We start from the raw sequence: 21367 nt of genomic DNA on the forward strand, positions 1-21367 counted from the left end.
CGCTATTTGCGGACAATAAGACCCCCACTTCAAAATTCAGCGAAAGCAAAGAAGTTAGGTGGGGATCGGACTGCCCGTAAAAGCCCGATTGATGAGGGCTGATTAAAGCTTCACTTTATATATAATGGCACATAATATTGAGGGGGAAGAAAAAATGGTAAGAGAACAGTTTCAAGGTGATTTAAAAGTGTTACAGCAAAAGGTGATTGAGCTTGGCGAATTAGCAAATGCGGCTTTATTGATTGCTATGGAAGGTCTGCATACAAGGGATGTAGAGAAAGCATTAGAGGTCATTGATGGTGATTACCGCATGGATAATTTAGAAGAGGAAATAAACGATCTTGCGCTTATGCTTATTACGAAGCAGCAACCTGTAGCAAGTGACTTAAGAAGGATCTTTATTTCGATTAAAACAGCGACAGATTTAGAGCGTATTGCAGATCATGCTGTTAATATTGCAAAGGCTACAATTCGTCTTGGGGAAAAAGAAGTGGCTGTTAGTTTGCACAATCTGGATGAAATGTTTGCGGTTGCAAATAAGATGTTGCAGTTAGCGTTAGAAGCATATGAACAAGAAAATTTAACTTTTGCGAAACAAATTGCTGAAATGGATGATTCTGTTGATGAAATATATGGAAAAGCAATTCGTGAGTTTATATCTTCAGTTCCGGAACAACCAGAAGCAATTACGCAAATTACACAATTATCATTTGTGGCGAGATATATTGAGCGTGTAGCAGATCATATTACAAATATTGCTGAGAATGTCTTTTATTTAGTAAAAGGAAAGCATTATTTATTGAATGAGTAGGAATCAAAGCAGGTGATGAGAAATCACCTGCTTTTTTTAGTCAAAACATGACAAAAAAAGCTCGTTGTTTCCTTTAGTTTATGATGATAAGATGTATCATAATGTAATGGAAAAATTAGTATATATTTTGTTTAATAAGTATTATTTTTATCAATTAATAGTAAGCGCTTTCTTTTAGTTTGAAACGTATATTTTTATAGGTGGGAAATTTAATTATAGGGTCTTCTAAATAAGGATTTGTTTAACCGGTCGAGTTTATGCTGCTCGTTCATGTCGGATAGAGAATATACATATGGTATATGGAGCTACTGAACATTATATAAGTGGAGGCTGAAGTATATGAAGGGGGTTATTTTAGCTGGAGGAAAAGGAAGACGCCTTAGACCATTAACATGTAATACTCCAAAGCCGATGTTACCATTATTAGAAAAACCAGTTTTAGAATACAATATTGAGTTATTACGCCAGCATGGTATTCGTGAAATTGCAATTACTGTTCAATATATGAGTACGGCCATTAAGCAATATTTTGGTGATGGTAGTAAATGGGGAGTTAACTTGTATTATTTTGAAGACTCTCCTCCGCTTGGCACAGCAGGGAGTATTAAACAAGCAGAACAATTTTTAGATGAAACCTTTGTTGTGATAAGCGGGGATGCATTAACTGACTTTCAATTATCAGAAGGAATTAGGTTTCATGAACAAAAGAAAAGAATGGTAACAATGTTTGTGAAAGAAGTAGAAAACCCACTCTCATTTGGATTGGTTGTAATGAATAAAGACCAGGAGGTTACGCGATATATAGAAAAGCCGGGCTGGAATGAGGTAGTCTCTAATATTGTGAATACAGGCATATATATTATGGAGCCAGAAATCTTTTCTTACATACCGCCTAGGCAATTTTTCGATTTCAGTCATGATGTGTTTCCGTTATTGGCAAACAAAAATGTATTATTCGCATATTTGTCGGAAGGTTATTGGTTAGATATCGGCACTTTTAATCAATACCGACAAGCACAATTTGATTTGTTAACGAAAAAGTTACAAGTACCTATTCCTTATACGGAAGTATTACCGATGGTATGGATGGGAGAAGGGGTGACGATTGGGAAAGGAACGAAAATTCATGGCCCCTCTTTTATTGGAGAAGGAGCAAAGATTGGTAAAGGAGCGGTAATTGAGCCGTATTCTATTATTGGGAAAAATAGTATCGTTTCAAGTTATTCTCATCTTCAAAAAAGTATTGTTTTTGCAAATGCCCACATTGGGAAGTATTGTGAACTAATAGAAACGACAATAGGAGAGCGTACAATGGTTGAAGATGACGTTACACTGTTTCAAAAAAGCGTTGTAGCGGATCATTGTCATATCGGGAAAAGTACGGTAATCAAGCAAAAAGGAAAACTATGGCCTTATAAGGCGATTGATAGTCATTCGATAGTAGGAGCGGCTGGTATTCAAGAGAGTGAGATGAGTGCAGGGTGGTTACAAAAAAGCCGTATTGTAGGAAGAGGGAATGTTGAAATTACTCCCCAGTTTATCGTGAAGATTGCGATGGCGTATGGATCTCTTTTTACAAAGGGAGAAAGTATATTAATTGGAAGTCAAGACAATATAGAAACAACCTCTTATAAAAATTTATTTTTACATGCCATTCATGGTATCGGGATTCATACGATGGAATGTAAAGAAATGAACGAGTCACTTTTTCAATATAGTGTTCATCATTTGCGATGTGCAGGTGGGGTTTTCATTCAAGTGGAGAATGAGAAGGAGATTGTTATAAAGTTATACGGTCAAGCTGGCATGCCTTTAACGTATAAGCAGCAAAAAGAGATAGAACAAGTATATATGTCCGAATCGTTTTATTACGTACATGAGAAAGAGATGGGGCGAAATAAGCTGGTTCATGTTTCTATGAATGAGTATATAGAAGTTATATTGGAGCATATTGATATCGAGAAAATACAAATGCAGAAGTTTCATCTTCTTATTAATAAGAGAAATGATACATTGCAACATTTACTTATGCTCTTTCTGCAAAGACTTGGATGTACAGTTACATGGATTTATGCGGGCGAACAAAAAGATCATGTGAAAGCTTTGATGAAATCAAGTAAAGCGAATATGGCTCTTATGTTTTCTGAGCAAGGAAATCATTTCGATTTATATGATAAACATAGTAATATTTACCAGGGTACAGATTTGGAAGAGGTAGATATTCCAGATTTCTTACTCGAATCGACAGGAAATATTTACCCAATGTCTTTGAAATTAGGAGAATGTTACCTTCTATTTTATACGCAGGATGAAAGAAAGTCGTTTCAAGTAAGATGGAAGCGCGATATTTTATATCGAATTGGAAAATTATTTGAGCTAATAGCATTGCAAGGGAAAACGTTTCTTAGCATAGTAGAGCAATCACCACCGCTCTATTTACTTTATGATGAAGTTGTATGTTCATGGAATGAAAAAGGGAAAATCATGAGGAAATTATTGGATGATATAGAAAGGGAGGAGGAGGGTATATTTGAAGGAGTACAGTTCAAATATACTGAAAAAGAGTGGTCTTATATCGTTTCTGATACAAAACAACCAAAATTTTTAGTGTATTCACATGCTAGAAACCCAGTGATAGCAAGGGAAAACATGAAAAATCTTATAGAAAAAATTAGACAATATCAAAAGGTGTAGAATTTTTATTTTAAAAGTGGTATTATAGTATAGTCTGATTTAAGTTATTAGTACTGGAGGGAAATAAGAATGCGTGTGAATATTACTCTAGCATGTACAGAATGCGGAGATCGTAACTATATCTCAAAGAAAAATAAACGTAACAACGCTGAGCGTATCGAGCTTAAAAAGTATTGCAAGCGTGACAAGAAGTCTACGTTACACCGTGAAACAAAGTAAGCAGTAGGAATATTTTCCTACTGTTTCTTTTTTTATTCGATTCCTATGTTAAAAGTGATACACTATCATCATAGAGTAAAGTGTCACTGTAAGGGGGAGAATGTGTGCAAGAAGAGAAAGTACGTTTGCGTAAACAAATAATAGAACACATGAATTCTTTATCAGAAGAACAGTATACAAATTTATCAGAACAGATTGCATTTTCGTTGTATGTGCAAAAAGAGTGGATTGAAGCTAAAATAATTGGAATTACTCTCTCAATGGAAAATGAAGTGAATACATATCCTATTATCGAAAAAGCTTGGGAAGAAGGAAAGAAAGTTGTAGTTCCTAAGTGTAATAAAGGAACAAGAACGATGTCCTTCCGGCAAATTAATAATTTTGATCAATTAGAAACAGTGTATATGAATTTACGCGAACCGATTCCAGCGCTTACGGAAGAAGTGAACGCGGATGACATTAATCTTCAAATCGTGCCAGGCGTCGCTTATACAGAGCGCGGAGAGCGGATTGGATACGGCGGGGGCTATTATGATCGTTATCTCGTGCATTATAAAGGGAAAACGCTATCATTAGCTTATGATTTTCAAATGGTAAAACACATTCCGGTAGAGCCATTTGATAAAAATATAGAAAAAATTATTACAGAAAAAGGAACAATGCTTATAAATGAGCTTGTATAGACAAATAAAAATTGACGAGACTTTTTCTTCTTGATTATAATAAAATATGTGAACGTTTTCTTATTATAATTTTTTATAGTAAGTGAGCATAGAGGGTGATGAAATGGTATCTATTTATGATATTCAGCAATTGCTAAAGAAATTTGGTACGATTATTTATACGGGAGATCGAATTGCAGATTTACAATTAATGCAAGATGAATTGCGTGAATTAAATCAATCACAGTTAATCGATCCACAAGACTATCAAACAGCTTTATTTTTATTGAAGCAAGAAATTCAAAAAGAGCTAAATAAGAATTAGATAAAGGTAGGTAAGCAACATGGAAGAGAAATGGTTAGTTGGTGTTGACCTTGGTGGTACAACGATTAAATTAGCATTTATTAATGTATATGGTGAAATTTTACATAAGTGGGAAATCTCTACGAATACAGGTGAGCAAGGAAAACATATTACACTTGATGTTGCGAAAGCAATTGATAAAAAGCTAGAAGAATTAGGCGAATTGAAGAGCAAGTTAATTGGTATTGGTATGGGAGCCCCTGGTCCTGTACATGTTGCATCTGGAATGATTTATGAAGCGGTTAATTTAGGGTGGAAAAACTATCCGTTAAAAGATTTATTAGAAGTAGAAACAGGATTACCTGTTGTTATTGATAATGATGCAAACTTAGCAGCGCTTGGTGAAATGTGGAAAGGTGCTGGTGAAGGTGCAAAAGATTTAATCTGTATGACACTTGGTACGGGCGTTGGTGGTGGTGTAATCGCCAATGGTGAGATTGTACACGGCGTGAGTGGTGCTGCTGGTGAGATTGGACATATCACAGTAGTTACAGAGAATGCTTTCCCATGTAATTGCGGGAAGTCTGGTTGCTTAGAAACAGTAGCATCTGCGACGGGTATTGTACGTGTTGCTATGCAAAAAATACAAGAGACTAATAAAGAGAGTATGTTGCGTTCTATGTTAGCTGAAGAAGGGCGTATTACTTCGAAAGATGTCTTCGAAGCACTTGGACAAGGTGATGAATTAGCAGGTGAAGTAGTAGAAAAAGTAGCTTCTTATTTAGGGTTAGCTGTAGCGAACCTTTCAAGTACGTTGAACCCAGAGAAAATTGTTATTGGTGGAGGCGTGTCTAAAGCTGGAGATGCGCTATTAGAACCGATTCAACGCTATTTCGAGCAATATGCTTTCTCACGTGCTGTAAAGAGCACGAAGTTAGCTATTGCAACACTTGGTAATGACGCAGGTGTTATCGGAGGAGCTTGGCTTGTAAAAAAGCACAAATACGAAGCGAAGATGATATAAGTTGTGAAATATGAAAAGAGGAAGGGGAAACCCTTCCTCTTTTTGTGCGAAATCTTGATGAAGAATAAAGTGTAAATGAATTAAGCTGCTGGTGGATACCCGTTATATAGAACAGTCATGATCGTAAACCATCCGAAAACGAGTACAGTTGCAATTGCAAAGCCGCCCGCGAAAAAGTTTTTTTCACGAAGTGTTCTAAGCGTAGCAAATACAGCTAACAGAGTGACAAGCGTAAAAATAATAACAAGGCCCATACAATATCCTCCTCTGTCTACCCATTTCTTATTATGAGTTTTTGGAATATTTACTCTTTTATATTGTACATGTTTTAAAAATGATTGTCGAGATAGCATCCTTTCTTTTCCTAAGAGAAAGAAATGTTGTATCATTAAAAGTAAGTTTAATAACTGGAGGAGATTTTTATATGAAATGGATACAAATGCCGCTAGGCCCATTGCAAACAAATGCTTATATTTTAATGAATGATCAAAAAGAGTGCATTATCTTTGACCCTGGTCACGAAGGTGAAAAGCTCGTTACATATTTACAAGAAGAACAATTAAAACCATTGGCAGTTTTATTAACGCATGCTCATTTTGATCATATCGGTGCTGTTGATGCGGTAAGAGACGCTTTTCATATTCCTGTATACGTGCATAAAGAAGAAGCTGATTGGTTAGGAGATGGAACTGTAAATGGCTCTCAAATTTTTATGATGAATCGCAGTATTACAGCAAAACCAGCGGATCATATTATTGATACAGAAGGTACATTAACAATTGGTTCATTTAATTTTGAAATTTTCGAGACGCCAGGACATTCTCCAGGAAGTATTTCTTATTATAGTAAAGAGGCGAATGCTGTATTCTCAGGAGATGTATTGTTCCAAATGAGCATTGGAAGAACAGATTTACCTGGTGGAAGTTTTGCTGAATTAATTGGAAGCATTGAAGAGAAATTATTTGTATTACCAGATGAAACAGCGGTTTTATGTGGACATGGTCCAGAAACAAGCATTGGTTTTGAAAAAGAAAATAATCCGTTTTTACAATAAGGAGTCATTATGGGAATGGAGCTCATTTTAAGAGAATGGATGGGGAAAGAAAAGGATTATTCAATTTCATATAGTACGTATATGAACCTTGTATTGTATACAGAAGGTCATGGATATTATATGAAAGAACGTGAAAAGATTGGAAGACAAGGGGATTTTTTTACAAGTAGCAACGTATCCTCTGTGTTTGCAAAAACTTTTGCTAAACTTTTTATTCGTCTTGTTGAAAATGGTGAAGTTGCTCCGAATATTTGTGAGGTTGGCGGGGGAACGGGAAAGTTTGCCTATGATGTTTTACAAGAATGGAAGCAATTATCTCCAAAAACCTTTATTGATTTAAACTATTCAATGATTGAAGTGAGCCCTTTTCATAGAAAATTACAGCAGGAGAATCTTTGCTCATTTTCTAATGTATCGTACTATACGTCTTATAGTGAAATGGGAGATTCTTTCGAGGGAATTCTTTTTTCAAATGAGTTGTTTGATGCATTTCCTGTTGAAATAATTGAGAAAAGAAATGGTATGTTGTATGAAGTACGTATTACATATACAGAGGAAGGAAACCTTTCAGAAGTATGTAGGCCGCTAGATAAAAGAATTGGTCGCTATTTATTGAAATATAATATTCATATTGCTGAAGGACAACGTTTTGAAGTCCCAATTGTGATGGAGGAGTATATAAAAGAAATTGCGAAATGGTTTCAAAAAGGTATATGTATTACAGTTGATTATGGATACACAAAAGAAGAATGGATGCATCCAGCACACCGTGAAGGAAGTTTGCGAGGATATTATCAGCATCAGCTAATAGGCAACCCTCTAGCATACCCAGGTGAAATGGATCTTACTACCCATATTCATTGGGACGAGCTAAAGGAGATGTTTAGTCTGCAAGGAATGAGTGCAGTATGGCATAAGAAGCAATCTGAGTTTTTGTTAGCGGCAGGCATATTAGAACAGCTTACGAATCATCAAGATACGAATCCTTTTTCTGAAACACAAAAACAAAATCGAGCAGTTCGTTCTATGATTTTGAATGGAGGATTAGGGAGTGCATTTGATGTTGTTATACATACAAAAGATATGCAACATTTACATTTTGATCGGTATGTAACCATATAAAAAAACAAGACACAGTATATACTGTGTCTTGTTTTTTAATACGACTTATGTAGTATTATATATTTCCTCTCATGATATATATTTATATTAAAGATATGAGATAAAAAATATAGAATACGTTCTTTTTCTTCGATTATTAGTCCCTAACCTAATAATACGCGAACGAGTTGAATGATTGTTTCATTCTCTACTTTGTAATAAATCTCCAATCCTTTTCTTTCACTAGAAACGATTTTAGCGCTTTTTAATTTCGCTAAATGCTGTGAAATTGTAGATTGTGGCATGTTTAAGCCAGTATACATTGTAGAAACGTTGCTTGGACCACGCTCGATTAATCCTTTTACGATACATAAACGAACAGGATGAGCTAGTACTTTTAATAATTCTGCATTACTTTCATATAGTTCTAATTCTTTTTGAAAGGTTTCTAACATGTTCTTTTCCACCTCCGTGTGAGCTATTATACCATACTATACATACCAAAAATTAAAAGAAAAGAAAATAGTTGTTGCAGAAAAAAAGTCCTAAAGTAAAGAAATTGTAAGAAAAGAGACCCTGATGTAAATAAAATAGATAAATTAGCACAGTTTTGTAAAATGACATTTTTGGGTGAAAATTTCGATGCGTTTTAAAAATTGAAAGATATAGATATATTTGTAACACAATTTTATCATGATTTTCTTATTCTTTCAAATGAATATACGAAATTTTTAAAATAATATGACAAAGGAATTATAATGATATATATAGAATATAAAACAGGTTAAAAGAAAAGAAGCTGAATGTAAGTAGCTTCTTTATGGTGATAATGAAATATTTGATTATGGCTGATAAATCTTAGGATGATCAAGTCATTAGTCATTTATTCTAAAATTCATCTTTTAGCAACTTTAAAAATCTGTGGTTCCATATGTTCTCGTAAAAATCAACTGTCTCTTTAGCGGACATAAAAGGATTATTCAACGTAGAAGTTGTTTTCTGGACCATAAAGTTTTCGTATCCCAGTCCGTGGGAAAACTTAATCGTAGCATCCATACAGTACTCTGTTTGGGCACCGCAAAATTCAATACGATGTACAGATAATTGAGCTAAAACTTCTTTTAAGTTTGTTTTATAAAATGAATTTGCATGTGTTTTTCTTACAAAAAAATCTTGTTCTTGAACATCTAAATCGGTATGAATAGCCCAAAGTTTTGTCTCGGGTACTAAATCATCATCACAATGTTGAACAAAAAGGATTGGTTTATTTGATTTTCTGTATGAAGAAATTCTTTTATTTACTTTTGTAAGTAAGTTCTGCAAATCAAATAAATGTTCTCCACTATAACATACCCCATGTTGTAGATCGATAACGATTAAAATATCTGCACAAGTATTCATTATTTTACCCCTTTTTTTACTTCTTAATATATCAATTAATCCATTATTTAGAAATAGGTGGTATCCTTTTATTTTTTATGAACGATAAGAAAAGAAAAAATAAATATGCTAGACAGCATAAAAAGAAGATATGAAAACTTAATTTCATATCTTCTTTTTTCTCTATGCATTTACAGGTTCTTCTACATAAGAAAGGGCGTTTTCAAAATCAGATATTAAATCGTTAACATTTTCAAGGCCGACTGACAAGCGAAGTAATGAATTAGAGATTCCTCTTTCATCACGAGCTTCTTGCGACAGTGCTGCATGTGACATTTTAGCTGGATACGAAAGAATTGACTCGACAGCTCCTAAACTAACTGCAAAAACAGGTAATTTTACTTTTGATAAAAATTGGCGGAGTGCATCTTCTGATTGTAAAGTGAAAGATAGGACAGCTCCCGCTGATGTTGCTTGAGATTGTTGAATATCAAAACCAAGATGTGTTTGTAATCCTGGATAATAGACATTTTGTACTTTAGCGTGCTCTTGTAAATAATGTGCAATTTTATTAGCATTTGCAGCTGAATGCTCGAGGCGTACATGCAATGTTTTTAGACCGCGAAGTACGAGAGAACAATCTTGGGGTCCTAAAATAGCACCGAATGCATTTTGTAAAAATCCAAGCTTTTGAGCGAGTTCTGTATCTTTTACGACTGCTAATCCGGCAGTAACATCACTATGACCAGCAATAAATTTTGTAGCACTATGAAGAACGACATCAGCTCCAAGTTCAAGTGGTTTCTGGAATAGTGGTGTCAAAAATGTATTATCAACAAAAGTAAGAGCACCAATAGATTTCGCGAGTTTAGAAACCTCGCGAATATCTGTCACTTTTAAAAGTGGGTTAGAAGGTGTTTCTACATAAAAGAGCTTGGTATTTGGTTTAATGTTTTGTTTTATTTCTTCTATATTGGTCATATTAACAAATGTATGTGAAACACCGTAACGGGAGAGTACTTCAGTTATCACGCGGTAAGTGCCTCCGTATACATCTTCTGAAATGAGTACGTGATCACCTTGTGAAAGAAGGAGGAATGCAGTAGAAATCGCTGCAATGCCTGATGCAAAAGCGAATCCCTTTGTTCCGCCTTCTAATAAAGCAATGATATCTTCAAGAGCTTCACGAGTAGGATTTCCTGATCGACTATAATCATATTTTCCGAACGTATCTACATCAAACTGGTGAAAAGTTGATGTGTTATAAATAGGAACGTTCACAGCTCCTGTTTGCGAGTCATGTTTATATTGGTTGTGCAGTAAGAGTGTATCTATAGAATAACTCATATTCTTACACCTTCTTTTACAAGTTTAATGGCTTGCTTTAAGTCTTGGATTAAATCGTTACTATTTTCAATGCCAACGGAAAATCGAAGAAGACGATTACATACGCCGTTTGCTGTTCTAATTTCTTCAGGAATATCAGCATGTGTTTGTGTTGCTGGATAAGTCATTAAACTTTCAACACCACCAAGACTTTCAGCAAATGTAATTAAGGATAAAGATTGTAAGAAGGGATTAATCCATGTTTCATCTTTAAGACGAAATGAAATCATACCACCTCTTCCTGGATAAAATACATCTGTCACCCCGTCTTCGTCATTTAAATACGCAACAACTGCTTTCGCATTTTCTTCATGTTGTCTCATGCGAAGTGCTAAAGTTTTCATGCCACGAATTAATAGCCATGAGTCAAATGGGCTTAAGACAGCCCCTGAGGCGTTATGATAATGAGCGATTTCCTCACAAAGTGTTTTCCCTTTTGCAACGACAAGTCCGCTTAGTACATCGTTATGCCCACCTAAATACTTCGTTGCGCTATGAAGTACGATATCGGCACCTTCTGTTAATGGCTGCTGTATATAAGGCGTGTAGAATGTGTTGTCTACAATAAGAAGTAGTCCGTGTCTTTTCGCTACAGTTGCGACAGCGGCAATATCAGTAACTTGCATTAATGGATTAGTCGGAGTTTCTATGAAAATAGCCTTCGTTTCAGTTGTGATCGCGTGCTCGATTTGTTTAATAGATTGTGTATTTACGTATCTACATCGAACGTTCCATTTTTTTTCGTGTTCAGAAAATAATCGATAAGTGCCCCCGTATAAATCTTCAGATACAATAAGTTCGTCTCCAGAGCGGAATAGAGAAAGGACGAGGAGAACAGCCGCCATTCCTGAACTACAGGCATAACCTTGTTCGCCATATTCTAAGTCTGCGATTGCCTGTTCTAAAAGACCGCGAGTTGGATTACCTGTTCTTGAATAGTCAAAGCCAGTAGACTTACCAATTCCTTCGTGACGATAAGCGGTCGAGAAATAAACGGGTGGATTAACCGTTCCTGTTGTAGTTTCACTACGATTTCCAATTTGCGCTAGTTTTGTTTCGATTGTTGACATGTGAAAATTCCTCCTTTTTAAATTGAACAATTAGTTGAATATAAAATAAAAAAAGCCTTCTAAGAAGAAGGCTTTCGGATTGAATAGAGTCTTCTTCTCATCTGTCAAATCTTTCACAATTTGCTGGAATTAGCACCTTATTAACAAATGTTAATGGTTGCTGAGGCGTCATAGGGCCAGTCCCTCTACCTCTCTAGATAAGAATATTCGTATGAAATTTTATTATGGTTTTAACTTTACAACAAAAGATAATTGAATTGCAACTTTATTTTAAATAATTTTTATTTTTCCGCAAGTGTCATTGACTTTTACATTTGTGCATGCTAAATTTATTAAAAATTAACAAACATTGTTAAAAGGGGAACGCATTTCCTTTTAGCTACATAAATAAAATAATAAAGACAAACTCTTATTGAGAGCGGTGGAGGGAAAGGCCCTGTGAAACCCGGCAACCTTCAAACGAAATGTTTGAAACGGTGCTAATACCTGCAAAACGAATGTTTTGCATAATAAGAGGAGGAACGATTATGTCCCCCTCTTCAAAGTGAAGAGGGGGTTTTTATATTGATAGAAATGAGGGAGATTCGTGAAATTACTAGATTTATTATCAAAAGGAATTGTAATAGGTGATGGTGCGGTTGGAACGTTATTGCATTCACATGGTTTGCAAAGTAGCTTTGAAGAATTGAATGTGTCTGATCCAGACTTAATTATATCGATTCATAAACAATATGTAGCTGCTGGGGCAGATGTGATTCAAACGAATACGTACGGAGCAAATGAAGCTAAATTACGTATGTATGGTTTAGAAAATCAAGTTACAGAAATTAATAGAGCGGCAGTAAAACTAGCGAAAGCATCTGTGACAGACAAAAATGCAATTTTAGGAACAATTGGTGGTATGAAACATATCGGAGCTGTTACAACGACTGATATGGAAAGGGAGTTTATGCTACTTGAACAGGCAAGTGCTTTACTAGAAGAACAGGTTGATGGATTACTATTAGAGACTTTTTATGACGAATTTGAATTAATTCATGCTGTTAAGGTGTTACGAAAACAAACGAACATTCCAATTGTAGCTCAATTAGCGTTACATGAGGCAGGTACAACTCAAAATGGAAATGATGTAAATGAAATATTAAAACAGCTTTTAGATTACGGTGCGAATGTTGTTGGACTAAACTGCCAGCTAGGGCCACTTCATATGACGGAAGCTTTTAAAATGATATCGATTCCGCAAAATGGCTACTTGTCAGCATATCCAAATGCAGGTCTCCCAAATTATGTGGAGGGGCGCTACGTATATGAGGGAAGTCCAGCTTATTTCGAAGCGATGACACCGAAATTTATTGAGCAAGGTATTCGGTTATTGGGTGGTTGTTGTGGTACGACTCCAGAACATATTCAAAGTATGAAGCGCGCTGTTGCGAATGTTATACCTGTAATAGAAAAAGACACGATCCAAAGACCGAAAGTAGTTCATACACATGAGAAGCGTTCGAAAGCTCAGGTTACTCTTGCGGAAAAGGCAAAAAAACAAACGACAGTTGTAGTGGAATTAGATCCACCGAAAACGTTAGATACACAGCGTTTTTTTGAAGGAGCAAGAGCACTAAAAAGAGCGGGAGCAGATGCTATTACTCTAGCAGATAATTCATTAGCATCGCCTCGCGTTTCTAATATGGCAATGGGGGCATTATTAACGAAGCACGATATTCCGGTATTAACGCATTTAACGTGTAGGGACCATAATGTCATCGGATTACAATCTCATTTATTAGGTTTATCGGCGCTAGGTATGGAGGAAGTGCTAGCTTTAACTGGTGATCCAGCACGTGTTGGTGATTTTCCAGGTGCAACTTCTGTATATGATTTGTCCTCTATTGAGCTCATTAAAATGATTAAAGAAATGAACGATGGACGTTCAATTTTAGGGAAATCAATTGGACCGGCGACAAGGTTTTCTGTAGGCGGCGCATTTAATCCTCACGTGAGGCACTTAAAAGCAGCGGTTAAGCGAATGGAACGAAAAATAGATGCTGGAGCGGAATATTTTTTAACTCAGCCAATTTACGATATCGCGTTAATTGAAGAAGTATATGAAGCGACAAAGCATTTGGAACAACCTATTTTTATTGGAATTATGCCGTTAGTAAGTAAGCGGAATGCAGATTTTCTTCATTTTGAGGTGCCGGGTATTACTCTTCCTGAAGAAATTAGAGAGAGAATGGATGGACATGAAACGAAAGAGGCAGCAATTGAGGAAGGGATTCGCATTTCACAAGAATTGATCGATGCGGCGATGAAATATTTTAACGGAGTTTATCTTATTACGCCATTTCTAAAATATGAAATTACAGAACATCTTGTTAAATATGTAAGAGAAAAGCAAGAAGTGAAAGAAGGTATTAACTGATGAAGTGTATAGAAGAAAAATTACAAAATAGCATTTTAATATTAGATGGTGCAATGGGGACAATGATTCAGCAAGAGGACTTAACTGCTGAAGATTTCGGAGGAGAAGAGTACGAGGGGTGTAATGAATATTTAGTAGAAACAAGACCAGATGTTATTTTAAAGATTCATAAAGCTTATATTGAAGCTGGAGCGGATATTATTGAAACAAACACATTTGGTGCAACAAATATTGTATTAAGTGATTATGAGTTGTCTCATTTAGATGAAGAACTAAATGAAAAGGCAGCACTTTTGGCGAAGCAAGCTGTTAAAGAAAGTGGAAAGGAAGTATATGTTGCGGGAGCGATGGGGCCAACAACGAAAGCGATTAGTGTTACAGGAGGAGTTACGTTTGAGGAACTAATTGAAGCTTATACAAGGCAAGCGAGAGGATTATTAAAGGGTGAAGTTGATGTATTACTCGTTGAGACGAGTCAAGATATGCGGAATGTAAAAGCTGCTTATATTGGAATTCAAGCAGCTTTTACAGAAATAAATCAAATTGTGCCTATCATGATCTCAGGAACGATTGAGCCGATGGGAACGACCTTGGCAGGGCAAACAATTGAAGCTTTTTATTTATCAGTAGAACATATGAAGCCATTGTCTGTTGGGTTAAACTGTGCGACTGGTCCGGAGTTTATGAGGGACCATATTCGTTCACTATCTGATTTGTCGGAGTGTTATATTTCTTGTTATCCAAATGCAGGTCTTCCTGATGAAGATGGACATTACCATGAGTCTCCATCTTCTCTTGCTGAAAAGGTGAAGCGATTTGCTGAAGAAGGATGGGTTAATATTATCGGTGGTTGTTGCGGTACGACACCAGAACATATAAGCGCAATGAAAGAAGCACTAGCATCTCTTAAGCCTCGTGACCATCATGAGAGAGAAGGACATGGAATTAGTGGATTAGAGGCACTGCAATATGATGAGTCTATGAGACCGTTATTTGTAGGTGAAAGAACGAATGTTATTGGATCACGTAAATTTAAACGATTAGTAGCAGAAGGGAAATTTGAAGAGGCTGCTGAAGTGGCAAGAGCGCAAGTGAAGAAAAATGCTCATATTATTGATATTTGTATGGCAGATCCTGATCGTGATGAAATAGAAGATATGGAGAAATTTTTGGCAGAAGTTACGAAAGTGTTAAAAGTACCGATTATGATTGATTCAACGGATGAAAATGTTATGGCAAGAGCACTTACTTATATTCAAGGAAAAGCTGTTATCAACTCTATTAATTTAGAAGATGGAGAAGAGCGTTTCGAAAAGGTAACACCGCTTCTTCGTAAGTATGGTGCTGCAATTGTAGTTGGTACAATCGATGAAGATGGCATGGCAGTAAGTGCTGAAAGAAAATTAGAAATTGCAAAAAGAAGTTACGAATTATTAACGACGAAATATGGTATACGCCCGTCAGATATTATTTTTGATGCACTTGTGTTTCCGGTAGGGACAGGTGATGAAGAATATATTGGTTCAGCGGCAGCGACTATAGAAGGCATTCGCCTTATTAAAGAAGCGTTACCAGAGTGTTTAACAATTTTAGGTGTAAGTAACATATCATTTGGTTTACCACCAGCTGGACGCGAAGTATTAAACTCTGTCTTTTTATATCATGCGACGAAAGCAGGCTTAGATTATGCAATCGTTAATACGGAAAAATTAGAACGCTATGCGTCGATTCCAGAGGAAGAAAAACGCCTTGCAGATGCATTACTGTTTGAAACGACGAAAGAAACGTTAGAAGAATTCACAAACTTTTACAGAGTTGCTAAAAAGAAAGATGTCGTTGTGCAAGAAACGTTAACGCTTGATGAACGACTAGCAAATTATATCGTAGAAGGTACGAAACAAGGGTTGCATGAGGATTTAAGTCTTGCACTTGAAGAAGGAAGAAAACCTCTTGATATTATTAACGGTCCGCTTATGACAGGGATGGATGAGGTAGGACGACTATTTAATAATAATGAGCTTATCGTTGCTGAAGTATTACAAAGTGCCGAAAGTATGAAAGCTGCTGTAAGTTATTTAGAGCCACATATGGAATCTAGTGATAGTGCGAAAAAAGGGAAAGTATTATTAGCAACTGTAAAAGGTGACGTGCATGATATTGGGAAAAACCTCGTTGAAATTATTTTAGCGAATAACGGATATGAGATTATTAATTTAGGGATTAATGTACGTTCGGATCGAATTGTTCAAGAAGTACAAGAAAAGAAGCCTGACATTATAGGTCTTTCAGGTTTATTAGTAAAATCAGCGCAACAAATGGTAACAACTGCTGAAGATTTAAAAGCAGCAAATATTGATGTTCCCATTGTTGTAGGTGGTGCAGCATTAACGAGAAAGTTTACAGATAATCGTATTTCACCATTATATAAAGGGCTTGTTTGTTATGCGAGTGATGCGATGACAGGGCTCGATATTATTAATAAGCTTCAAAAAGAAGAAGAGCGTGAGAAGATGAAACAGGCTAAAAAAGAACGTCATCTTCATATCGTAAAAAAAGAAGAGAAGAAAATAGAAATTCCAGCAGTAATTGAGCCATTACCAAAGTCAGAGGTTATGGTACCTGATTCAACAAAACGAATTGTATTACGAGATGTTCCAGTTTCACATCTCGCACCATTTCTAAATAGACAAATGCTACTTGGACATCACCTTGGATTAAAAGGAAACGTGAAGAAGCTTTTGAAAGAGGGAGATAAAAGGGCACATGAATTAAACGATTTAATAGACGAATTATTGCAGGAAGGACAATCTTGGTTAAAACCGAAAGCTGTGTATCAATTTTTCCCAGCGCAAAGCGACGGACAAAACATTGTAATATATGATCCAGAAGATCATACGCGTATTATAGAGCGGTTCACATTCCCTAGACAAGGAAAGGCTCCATATCGCACATTAGGTGATTATTTACGCCCAATCGGAGATGAAATGGACTATGTTGCATTCTTATCTGTTACGGTTGGAGAAGGAGTTCGGGCCATTGCTGAAGAGTGGAAGGTGAAAGGTGATTACTTACGCAGTCATGCGATTCAATCATTGGCACTTGAATTAGCAGAAGGGCTTGCGGAAAAAACACATATGCTCATCCGTGACCGCTGGGGCATTCCGGATTCACCTGAACTGACGATGGAAGAACGTTTCCGCACGAAATATAGAGGAATACGCGTGTCATTTGGTTATCCAGCGTGTCCAGAACTTGCAGATCAAGAAAAGCTATTTCGCTTAATTCATCCAGAGGAAATAGGTATTTCATTAACGGAAGGATTCATGATGGAGCCAGAAGCATCTGTAACGGCTATGGTATTTTCTCACCCTGAGGCAAGATATTTTAGTGTATTATAAGTCTAGAAGGGGGAGACGTATGAAGAAAATAGTCTTTACAGGTGGCGGTTCGGCAGGACATGTAACACCTAATTTAGCCATTATTCCATATTTACAGGAAGAAAACTGGGATATCTCTTATATTGGTTCTCATCAAGGTATTGAGAAAACGATTATAGAAAAGGAAGGTATTCCGTACTATAGTATTGCGAGCGGAAAACTACGCCGTTATTTTGATTTGAAAAATATAAAGGATCCTTTTCTTGTAATGAAGGGTGTTATGGATGCGTATGTAAGGATTCGAAAACTAAAACCAGATGTGATTTTTTCAAAAGGTGGTTTCGTATCTGTACCAGTCGTAATTGGAGGGTGGTTAAATAGAGTACCAGTTTTATTACATGAATCTGATATGACGCCAGGACTAGCAAACAAAATTGCGCTCCGTTTTGCTTCGAAAATATTTGTTACATTTGAAGAAGCAGCGAAACATTTACCGAAAGAAAAAGTAATATATACGGGGTCTCCTGTACGTGAAGAAGTGCTAAAAGGAAATCGTGAAAAAGGTTTAGCATTTTTAGGTTTTTCACGTAAAAAGCCAGTTATCACGATTATGGGAGGCAGCTTGGGCGCGAAAAAAATTAATGATACGGTTCGAGAGGCGTTACCAGAACTTCTTAAAAAGTATCAGATTGTTCATCTTTGCGGAAAAGATAACCTTGACGAAAGTTTACAAAATAAAGAAGGATATAGACAATTTGAATATGTACATGGAGAGCTGCCAGATTTATTAGCGGTAACAGATTTTGTTATTTCACGCGCGGGCTCCAACGCGATTTTTGAATTTTTAACATTACAAAAGCCGATGGTTTTAATTCCATTATCGAAATTTGCAAGCCGTGGAGATCAAATATTAAATGCAGAGTCCTTTGAAAGGCAAGGGTATGCCTCCGTATTATATGAAGAAGATGTAACTGTAAAATCTCTTATAAAGTATGTCGAAGAATTGAATCAAAATAATGAGAAGTATAAAACAGCACTAAAAAAATATAATGGAAAAGAAGCAATTAAAACAATCATTCAAAATATTTCAGAGGCATGATGAAACAATCATGCCTCTTTTAGTAGGGTGAAAGATTCCAAGAATTGATATTTTTATGTTACAATAATGAAAGGATTAATAGGGAAATTCCAATTAATGAGGCGTGAAAATACGAATGGATAAGGAGTGACTGTGTTGGAGCTAAGTCTCTATGAAAATACTGCACTTATTATATGCTTTGTGTTGTACGTTGGTAGTGTTATTGTTTATATTTCAAGGAAATTTTCGCAAGAAAGAGAGCTTGAAAAATCAGAGATAACAGCTGAACTAGAAATGTTAGCTGATGAAAGTTATAAAAAACAAAAAATAAAAGAAGACCATGAAGCATCCCATCATTTAAACGCAAGTAAGTTTTAAAGATGGGGATTTTTTTTGAAGTTGTTCTTTATTATACTTATAACAATTGACGCTAAAAGGAGTTTCCCGATACATAATGAAGGAGTGTATATAAATGAATTTTTATATCGCCTCGGGATTCAAAAATAAACACCTTGTTCGTTCTATAGCAAAGGAACTGAAAAACGCAGGATGGATCCATACATATGATTGGACTAACAATGAAAGAGCGGTTAATCAAGAACAATTAAGAGAAATTGGTCAGGCGGAAAAATTTGCTATAAAAGAATCGGATGTCTTTTTACTTATATTAGATGGCGGAAATGGGAGCCATACGGAGTTTGGAATGGCGATTGCGCTAGAGAAAAAGATATACATGTATCATGAAGAAAATCCGCTCCAAACAACGTTTTACCATTTACCAGAAGTAAATATCTTTGAGGGAGATGCAGAGGCGTTTGCATCGTATGTTATAAATAAAGTGAAATAATAGTAACTACTTAAAAGGTTATAAAGGTAATCTTTTGGGTACAGTGATGATAAGAAAAGTATATAAAGGAGTTACAGAATATGAAATTAGAAAATGGATGGGAAACAAGTTTTTTAGAAGTTGTACAAAATAGTGAATTTAAGAGAGAGGCACTTCTTAGTCAATTGCTTTGTGAGGATAGTGAAGAAGTAGAAGAGCTTGTTGATGATTACGGCTACGAAGAGATTGTTGAACGTGAACATGATGATGAGTTAGCAGAAATCTTAGGAGAAGAACTTTTTAGTGAGATGGAACGACAAGTATTCTTATCTTCAAACCCAGAAGAAAAACTTATTTCATTCGTCAATGGATTAGGTTTTCATGTATTAGATTGGATCGTTCTTCTTGAAACAGAATTTGGCATTGATAGTGCAAACTTTACATCAGATGCTGTGAAGATGTTAGAAAAGCGTTTCAGACAGTTTCCGTACATAGAGGACAAGACAATTTTTGATATGACGTTTGGAGAAGCGACGGATGTATTAGAATCTGTTACAGGATTACAACTAAAGGAAAAGATGAACGTATAATGAAAAAAGAACGTGATTGGATCACGTTCTTTTTTTACATAATAATAATTTTATCATCTAGTTTTGTCTGCCCGGTAAGAAGTGCGTTTAAATATTCCACTTTTCTTATACAAGCTTGTATATGTCTTTCAACCTCTTGTAACTCTGCTTGGTGATGCGTTTCAATTGGATGAATTTGTACGTTGAATTTTTCAAATTGACTACTATATGTTATTTCTGCATAGCCACTCATAATATCGGTTTCGTTATGAAATAAAAAATGCTTTGTTTTGTCACAGAATGATACATCCTGAAAGCCATATACTTTTAATGCTTCAATTACTTTTTTTATAATTTTTGTATTCATTTTTTAACCCTCTTTACGAAGTTCTACTTTTATATTATAACATAAAAAAATACATAGAAAGCGCTTCCAAATGTATTTTTTATAATATTTACGTTTCAATCATAAAAATGAAACAAAGAAAAAATAATTGTAAAGAAGGAAGGACTCTTTTATTGTTTCGTCATATATATAGAGAAATAGTGCAATGAAAGGAAATTTTTCGAGGCGGAGATTGTATTTCCAATTGGAGCGCAGTAAAAGAGGTGAGAATCTTGAACTTTGATATTGTAGGACAAAAAGCATATATAAAAGACGGACCGTACCGGAACCGAATTGGAATTGTAAAGAAAAATGAAGAACAAGAAAATTCGTACTTTGCCATTGTAATTGGAGAGCAAAGTGTTGAGGTGGAGTTAAAGGATATCGTTTTAGTTGGAGTGGACGTAGGACAATTTCATAAATGGTGCGAGCAAAATGGTTATTTGTAAAAGGGACGGGCTGTGAGATAATGAAATCTATTTGAGGAAAGAGAATATGTTATTGTATTCTCTTTTTCTATGTTTAAGGAGGCGAAAATGAAATATAAAGAACAAGAGTTTACGTTGGAGTTAAAAGAGAACATTCAATGTATGGAGAAGGAAATAGAGCGAATATCACTTAAACTTTATCGAGAGTATTCGCATTTATACATAGAAAAAAATATGGAATTAGATATGGGATTTGCAAGAGAAAAAGAGAATCCCTTTGAGGTGGGGTATGATTCATCAGTTGCTATAGCTATATTAGATGAAGAAAAAGAGATGATTGAATTTCACTATATTACAATTTGGAAATGCGAAAGAATCTTTTTAGGAATGTCAATTCAATCAAACATTTTGGGGAGTAAGAAAGTAGGAGAACTTGTTGATGAATCTTGTTATGAGATTGAGGAAGAGTTAAAAGAGCAACTAGAAGAATACTTGGAGTGATAATTCTCAAGATAAAATCTATAAAGAGGGAACGGAATAAAAAAGACGCTAACAATTGTATGTTAGCGTCTTTTTTTCA

Annotated in this window: 22 protein-coding genes and 2 riboswitches; of the genes, 16 read left to right on the forward strand and 6 right to left on the reverse strand. The window is 35.6% G+C overall.

The features are described from left to right. The first annotated feature begins 154 nt into the window (after window positions 1–154). The 6 genes from phoU to glcK all read left to right on the forward strand — a co-directional run bounded on the left by phoU (window position 155) and on the right by glcK (window position 5714). A complete protein-coding gene (phoU, locus tag COK05_RS18995; protein WP_098613832.1) occupies window positions 155–811 on the forward strand; it encodes a phosphate signaling complex protein PhoU in 657 nt (218 codons plus the stop codon). A 339-nt stretch (window positions 812–1150) separates the two neighbouring features. Continuing rightward, complete coding sequence (locus COK05_RS19000) at window positions 1151–3505, forward strand: sugar phosphate nucleotidyltransferase (protein ID WP_098613833.1); 2355 nt, start codon at window positions 1151–1153, stop codon at window positions 3503–3505. Window positions 3506–3574: 69 nt separating this feature from the next. Further along, a complete protein-coding gene (rpmG, locus tag COK05_RS19005) occupies window positions 3575–3724 on the forward strand; it encodes a 50S ribosomal protein L33 (protein ID WP_001265616.1) in 150 nt (49 codons plus the stop codon). Window positions 3725–3828: 104 nt separating this feature from the next. Further along, the gene (locus COK05_RS19010) at window positions 3829–4407 is read left to right on the forward strand and encodes a 5-formyltetrahydrofolate cyclo-ligase (RefSeq protein WP_098613834.1); all 579 of its coding nucleotides are present in this window, start codon (window positions 3829–3831) and stop codon (window positions 4405–4407) included. A 103-nt stretch (window positions 4408–4510) separates the two neighbouring features. Next, window positions 4511–4711, forward strand: coding sequence for a YqgQ family protein (locus COK05_RS19015; protein WP_000253699.1), 201 nt, complete (start codon window positions 4511–4513; stop codon window positions 4709–4711). Window positions 4712–4730: 19 nt separating this feature from the next. After that, a complete protein-coding gene (gene glcK / locus COK05_RS19020; protein ID WP_098613835.1) occupies window positions 4731–5714 on the forward strand; it encodes a glucokinase in 984 nt (327 codons plus the stop codon). Window positions 5715–5794: 80 nt separating this feature from the next. Here glcK and COK05_RS19025 read toward each other — a convergent pair whose 3' ends face one another. Further along, window positions 5795–5968 (reverse strand): DUF2759 domain-containing protein, encoded by a 174-nt coding sequence (locus COK05_RS19025; protein ID WP_000524850.1) that lies wholly within the window; start codon window positions 5966–5968, stop codon window positions 5795–5797. A 170-nt stretch (window positions 5969–6138) separates the two neighbouring features. Between COK05_RS19025 and COK05_RS19030 the strand changes: the two genes are divergently transcribed. Both COK05_RS19030 and COK05_RS19035 read left to right on the forward strand, forming a co-directional pair. Continuing rightward, entirely contained in the window at window positions 6139–6768 is a 630-nt protein-coding gene (locus COK05_RS19030) for an MBL fold metallo-hydrolase (RefSeq protein ID WP_098613836.1), read from the forward strand. A gap of 9 nt (window positions 6769–6777) precedes the next feature. After that, the gene (locus tag COK05_RS19035) at window positions 6778–7890 is read left to right on the forward strand and encodes a class I SAM-dependent methyltransferase (protein ID WP_098613837.1); all 1113 of its coding nucleotides are present in this window, start codon (window positions 6778–6780) and stop codon (window positions 7888–7890) included. 143 nt (window positions 7891–8033) lie between these two features. Here the strand turns inward: COK05_RS19035 and COK05_RS19040 are convergent, their stop codons facing one another. From COK05_RS19040 to metI, 4 genes are all read right to left on the reverse strand, one after another. Beyond that, a complete protein-coding gene (locus tag COK05_RS19040) occupies window positions 8034–8324 on the reverse strand; it encodes an ArsR/SmtB family transcription factor (RefSeq protein ID WP_000894377.1) in 291 nt (96 codons plus the stop codon). A gap of 433 nt (window positions 8325–8757) precedes the next feature. Further along, window positions 8758–9270 carry a cysteine hydrolase family protein gene (locus COK05_RS19045; RefSeq protein WP_098613838.1) on the reverse strand — a complete coding sequence of 171 codons (513 nt, stop codon included), beginning with the start codon at window positions 9268–9270 and terminating at the stop codon, window positions 8758–8760. A gap of 162 nt (window positions 9271–9432) precedes the next feature. After that, entirely contained in the window at window positions 9433–10596 is a 1164-nt protein-coding gene (gene metC / locus COK05_RS19050) for a cystathionine beta-lyase (protein WP_098613839.1), read from the reverse strand. Beyond that, window positions 10593–11705, reverse strand: coding sequence for a cystathionine gamma-synthase/O-acetylhomoserine thiolyase (gene metI, locus COK05_RS19055; RefSeq protein ID WP_098613840.1), 1113 nt, complete (start codon window positions 11703–11705; stop codon window positions 10593–10595). The genes metC and metI overlap by 4 nt, the downstream gene beginning before the upstream one ends. A gap of 94 nt (window positions 11706–11799) precedes the next feature. Next, window positions 11800–11909, reverse strand: a riboswitch (SAM riboswitch). Between the two features lie 202 nt (window positions 11910–12111). Then, a riboswitch (SAM riboswitch) is annotated at window positions 12112–12221 on the forward strand. A gap of 70 nt (window positions 12222–12291) precedes the next feature. Between metI and COK05_RS19060 the strand changes: the two genes are divergently transcribed. The 6 genes from COK05_RS19060 to COK05_RS19085 all read left to right on the forward strand — a co-directional run bounded on the left by COK05_RS19060 (window position 12292) and on the right by COK05_RS19085 (window position 19995). Beyond that, entirely contained in the window at window positions 12292–14124 is a 1833-nt protein-coding gene (locus tag COK05_RS19060) for a bifunctional homocysteine S-methyltransferase/methylenetetrahydrofolate reductase (protein ID WP_098613841.1), read from the forward strand. Continuing rightward, entirely contained in the window at window positions 14124–17522 is a 3399-nt protein-coding gene (metH, locus tag COK05_RS19065; RefSeq protein WP_098613842.1) for a methionine synthase, read from the forward strand. The genes COK05_RS19060 and metH overlap by 1 nt, the downstream gene beginning before the upstream one ends. Window positions 17523–17541: 19 nt before the next feature. Further along, window positions 17542–18600, forward strand: coding sequence for an undecaprenyldiphospho-muramoylpentapeptide beta-N-acetylglucosaminyltransferase (murG, locus tag COK05_RS19070; protein ID WP_098613843.1), 1059 nt, complete (start codon window positions 17542–17544; stop codon window positions 18598–18600). Window positions 18601–18726: 126 nt separating this feature from the next. Continuing rightward, the gene (locus COK05_RS19075; protein ID WP_255290341.1) at window positions 18727–18957 is read left to right on the forward strand and encodes a DUF3966 domain-containing protein; all 231 of its coding nucleotides are present in this window, start codon (window positions 18727–18729) and stop codon (window positions 18955–18957) included. A 94-nt stretch (window positions 18958–19051) separates the two neighbouring features. Then, window positions 19052–19426: a nucleoside 2-deoxyribosyltransferase gene (locus COK05_RS19080; protein ID WP_098613844.1), complete on the forward strand. Its 375-nt coding sequence runs from the start codon at window positions 19052–19054 to the stop codon at window positions 19424–19426. 80 nt (window positions 19427–19506) lie between these two features. After that, window positions 19507–19995 carry a hypothetical protein gene (locus COK05_RS19085; RefSeq protein WP_098613845.1) on the forward strand — a complete coding sequence of 163 codons (489 nt, stop codon included), beginning with the start codon at window positions 19507–19509 and terminating at the stop codon, window positions 19993–19995. Between the two features lie 34 nt (window positions 19996–20029). On the opposite strand, the gene COK05_RS19090 is transcribed toward COK05_RS19085, so the two are convergent. Next, window positions 20030–20341 (reverse strand): hypothetical protein, encoded by a 312-nt coding sequence (locus tag COK05_RS19090; RefSeq protein WP_098613846.1) that lies wholly within the window; start codon window positions 20339–20341, stop codon window positions 20030–20032. A gap of 251 nt (window positions 20342–20592) precedes the next feature. Here COK05_RS19090 and COK05_RS19095 point away from each other — a divergent pair, with 251 nt between their 5' ends. Beyond that, window positions 20593–20808, forward strand: a complete 216-nt coding sequence (locus COK05_RS19095; RefSeq protein ID WP_098613847.1) for a DUF3912 family protein — start codon at window positions 20593–20595, stop codon at window positions 20806–20808. 87 nt (window positions 20809–20895) lie between these two features. Beyond that, window positions 20896–21288 (forward strand): hypothetical protein, encoded by a 393-nt coding sequence (locus tag COK05_RS19100; protein ID WP_098613848.1) that lies wholly within the window; start codon window positions 20896–20898, stop codon window positions 21286–21288. Window positions 21289–21367 lie beyond the last annotated feature (79 nt).

The sequence above is a fragment of the Bacillus cereus genome (genome assembly GCF_002567495.1).
In the GTDB taxonomy this organism is placed as follows: Bacteria; Bacillota; Bacilli; order Bacillales; family Bacillaceae_G; genus Bacillus_A; species Bacillus_A cereus_AQ.

Bases quoted from the DNA above. Each gene is read 5' to 3' on its own strand.
- phoU (WP_098613832.1), top strand. From the start codon at position 155: ATGGTAAGAGAACAGTTTCAAGGTGATTTAAAAGTGTTACAGCAAAAG.
- COK05_RS19000 (WP_098613833.1), top strand. From the start codon at position 1,151: ATGAAGGGGGTTATTTTAGCTGGAGGAAAAGGAAGACGCCTTAGACCA.
- rpmG (WP_001265616.1), top strand. From the start codon at position 3,575: ATGCGTGTGAATATTACTCTAGCATGTACAGAATGCGGAGATCGTAAC.
- COK05_RS19015 (WP_000253699.1), top strand. From the start codon at position 4,511: ATGGTATCTATTTATGATATTCAGCAATTGCTAAAGAAATTTGGTACG.
- glcK (WP_098613835.1), top strand. From the start codon at position 4,731: ATGGAAGAGAAATGGTTAGTTGGTGTTGACCTTGGTGGTACAACGATT.
- COK05_RS19025 (WP_000524850.1), bottom strand. From the start codon at position 5,968: ATGGGCCTTGTTATTATTTTTACGCTTGTCACTCTGTTAGCTGTATTT.
- COK05_RS19030 (WP_098613836.1), top strand. From the start codon at position 6,139: ATGAAATGGATACAAATGCCGCTAGGCCCATTGCAAACAAATGCTTAT.
- COK05_RS19035 (WP_098613837.1), top strand. From the start codon at position 6,778: ATGGGAATGGAGCTCATTTTAAGAGAATGGATGGGGAAAGAAAAGGAT.
- COK05_RS19040 (WP_000894377.1), bottom strand. From the start codon at position 8,324: ATGTTAGAAACCTTTCAAAAAGAATTAGAACTATATGAAAGTAATGCA.
- COK05_RS19045 (WP_098613838.1), bottom strand. From the start codon at position 9,270: ATGAATACTTGTGCAGATATTTTAATCGTTATCGATCTACAACATGGG.
- metC (WP_098613839.1), bottom strand. From the start codon at position 10,596: ATGAGTTATTCTATAGATACACTCTTACTGCACAACCAATATAAACAT.
- metI (WP_098613840.1), bottom strand. From the start codon at position 11,705: ATGTCAACAATCGAAACAAAACTAGCGCAAATTGGAAATCGTAGTGAA.
- metH (WP_098613842.1), top strand. From the start codon at position 14,124: ATGAAGTGTATAGAAGAAAAATTACAAAATAGCATTTTAATATTAGAT.
- murG (WP_098613843.1), top strand. From the start codon at position 17,542: ATGAAGAAAATAGTCTTTACAGGTGGCGGTTCGGCAGGACATGTAACA.
- COK05_RS19080 (WP_098613844.1), top strand. From the start codon at position 19,052: ATGAATTTTTATATCGCCTCGGGATTCAAAAATAAACACCTTGTTCGT.
- COK05_RS19085 (WP_098613845.1), top strand. From the start codon at position 19,507: ATGAAATTAGAAAATGGATGGGAAACAAGTTTTTTAGAAGTTGTACAA.
- COK05_RS19090 (WP_098613846.1), bottom strand. From the start codon at position 20,341: ATGAATACAAAAATTATAAAAAAAGTAATTGAAGCATTAAAAGTATAT.
- COK05_RS19100 (WP_098613848.1), top strand. From the start codon at position 20,896: ATGAAATATAAAGAACAAGAGTTTACGTTGGAGTTAAAAGAGAACATT.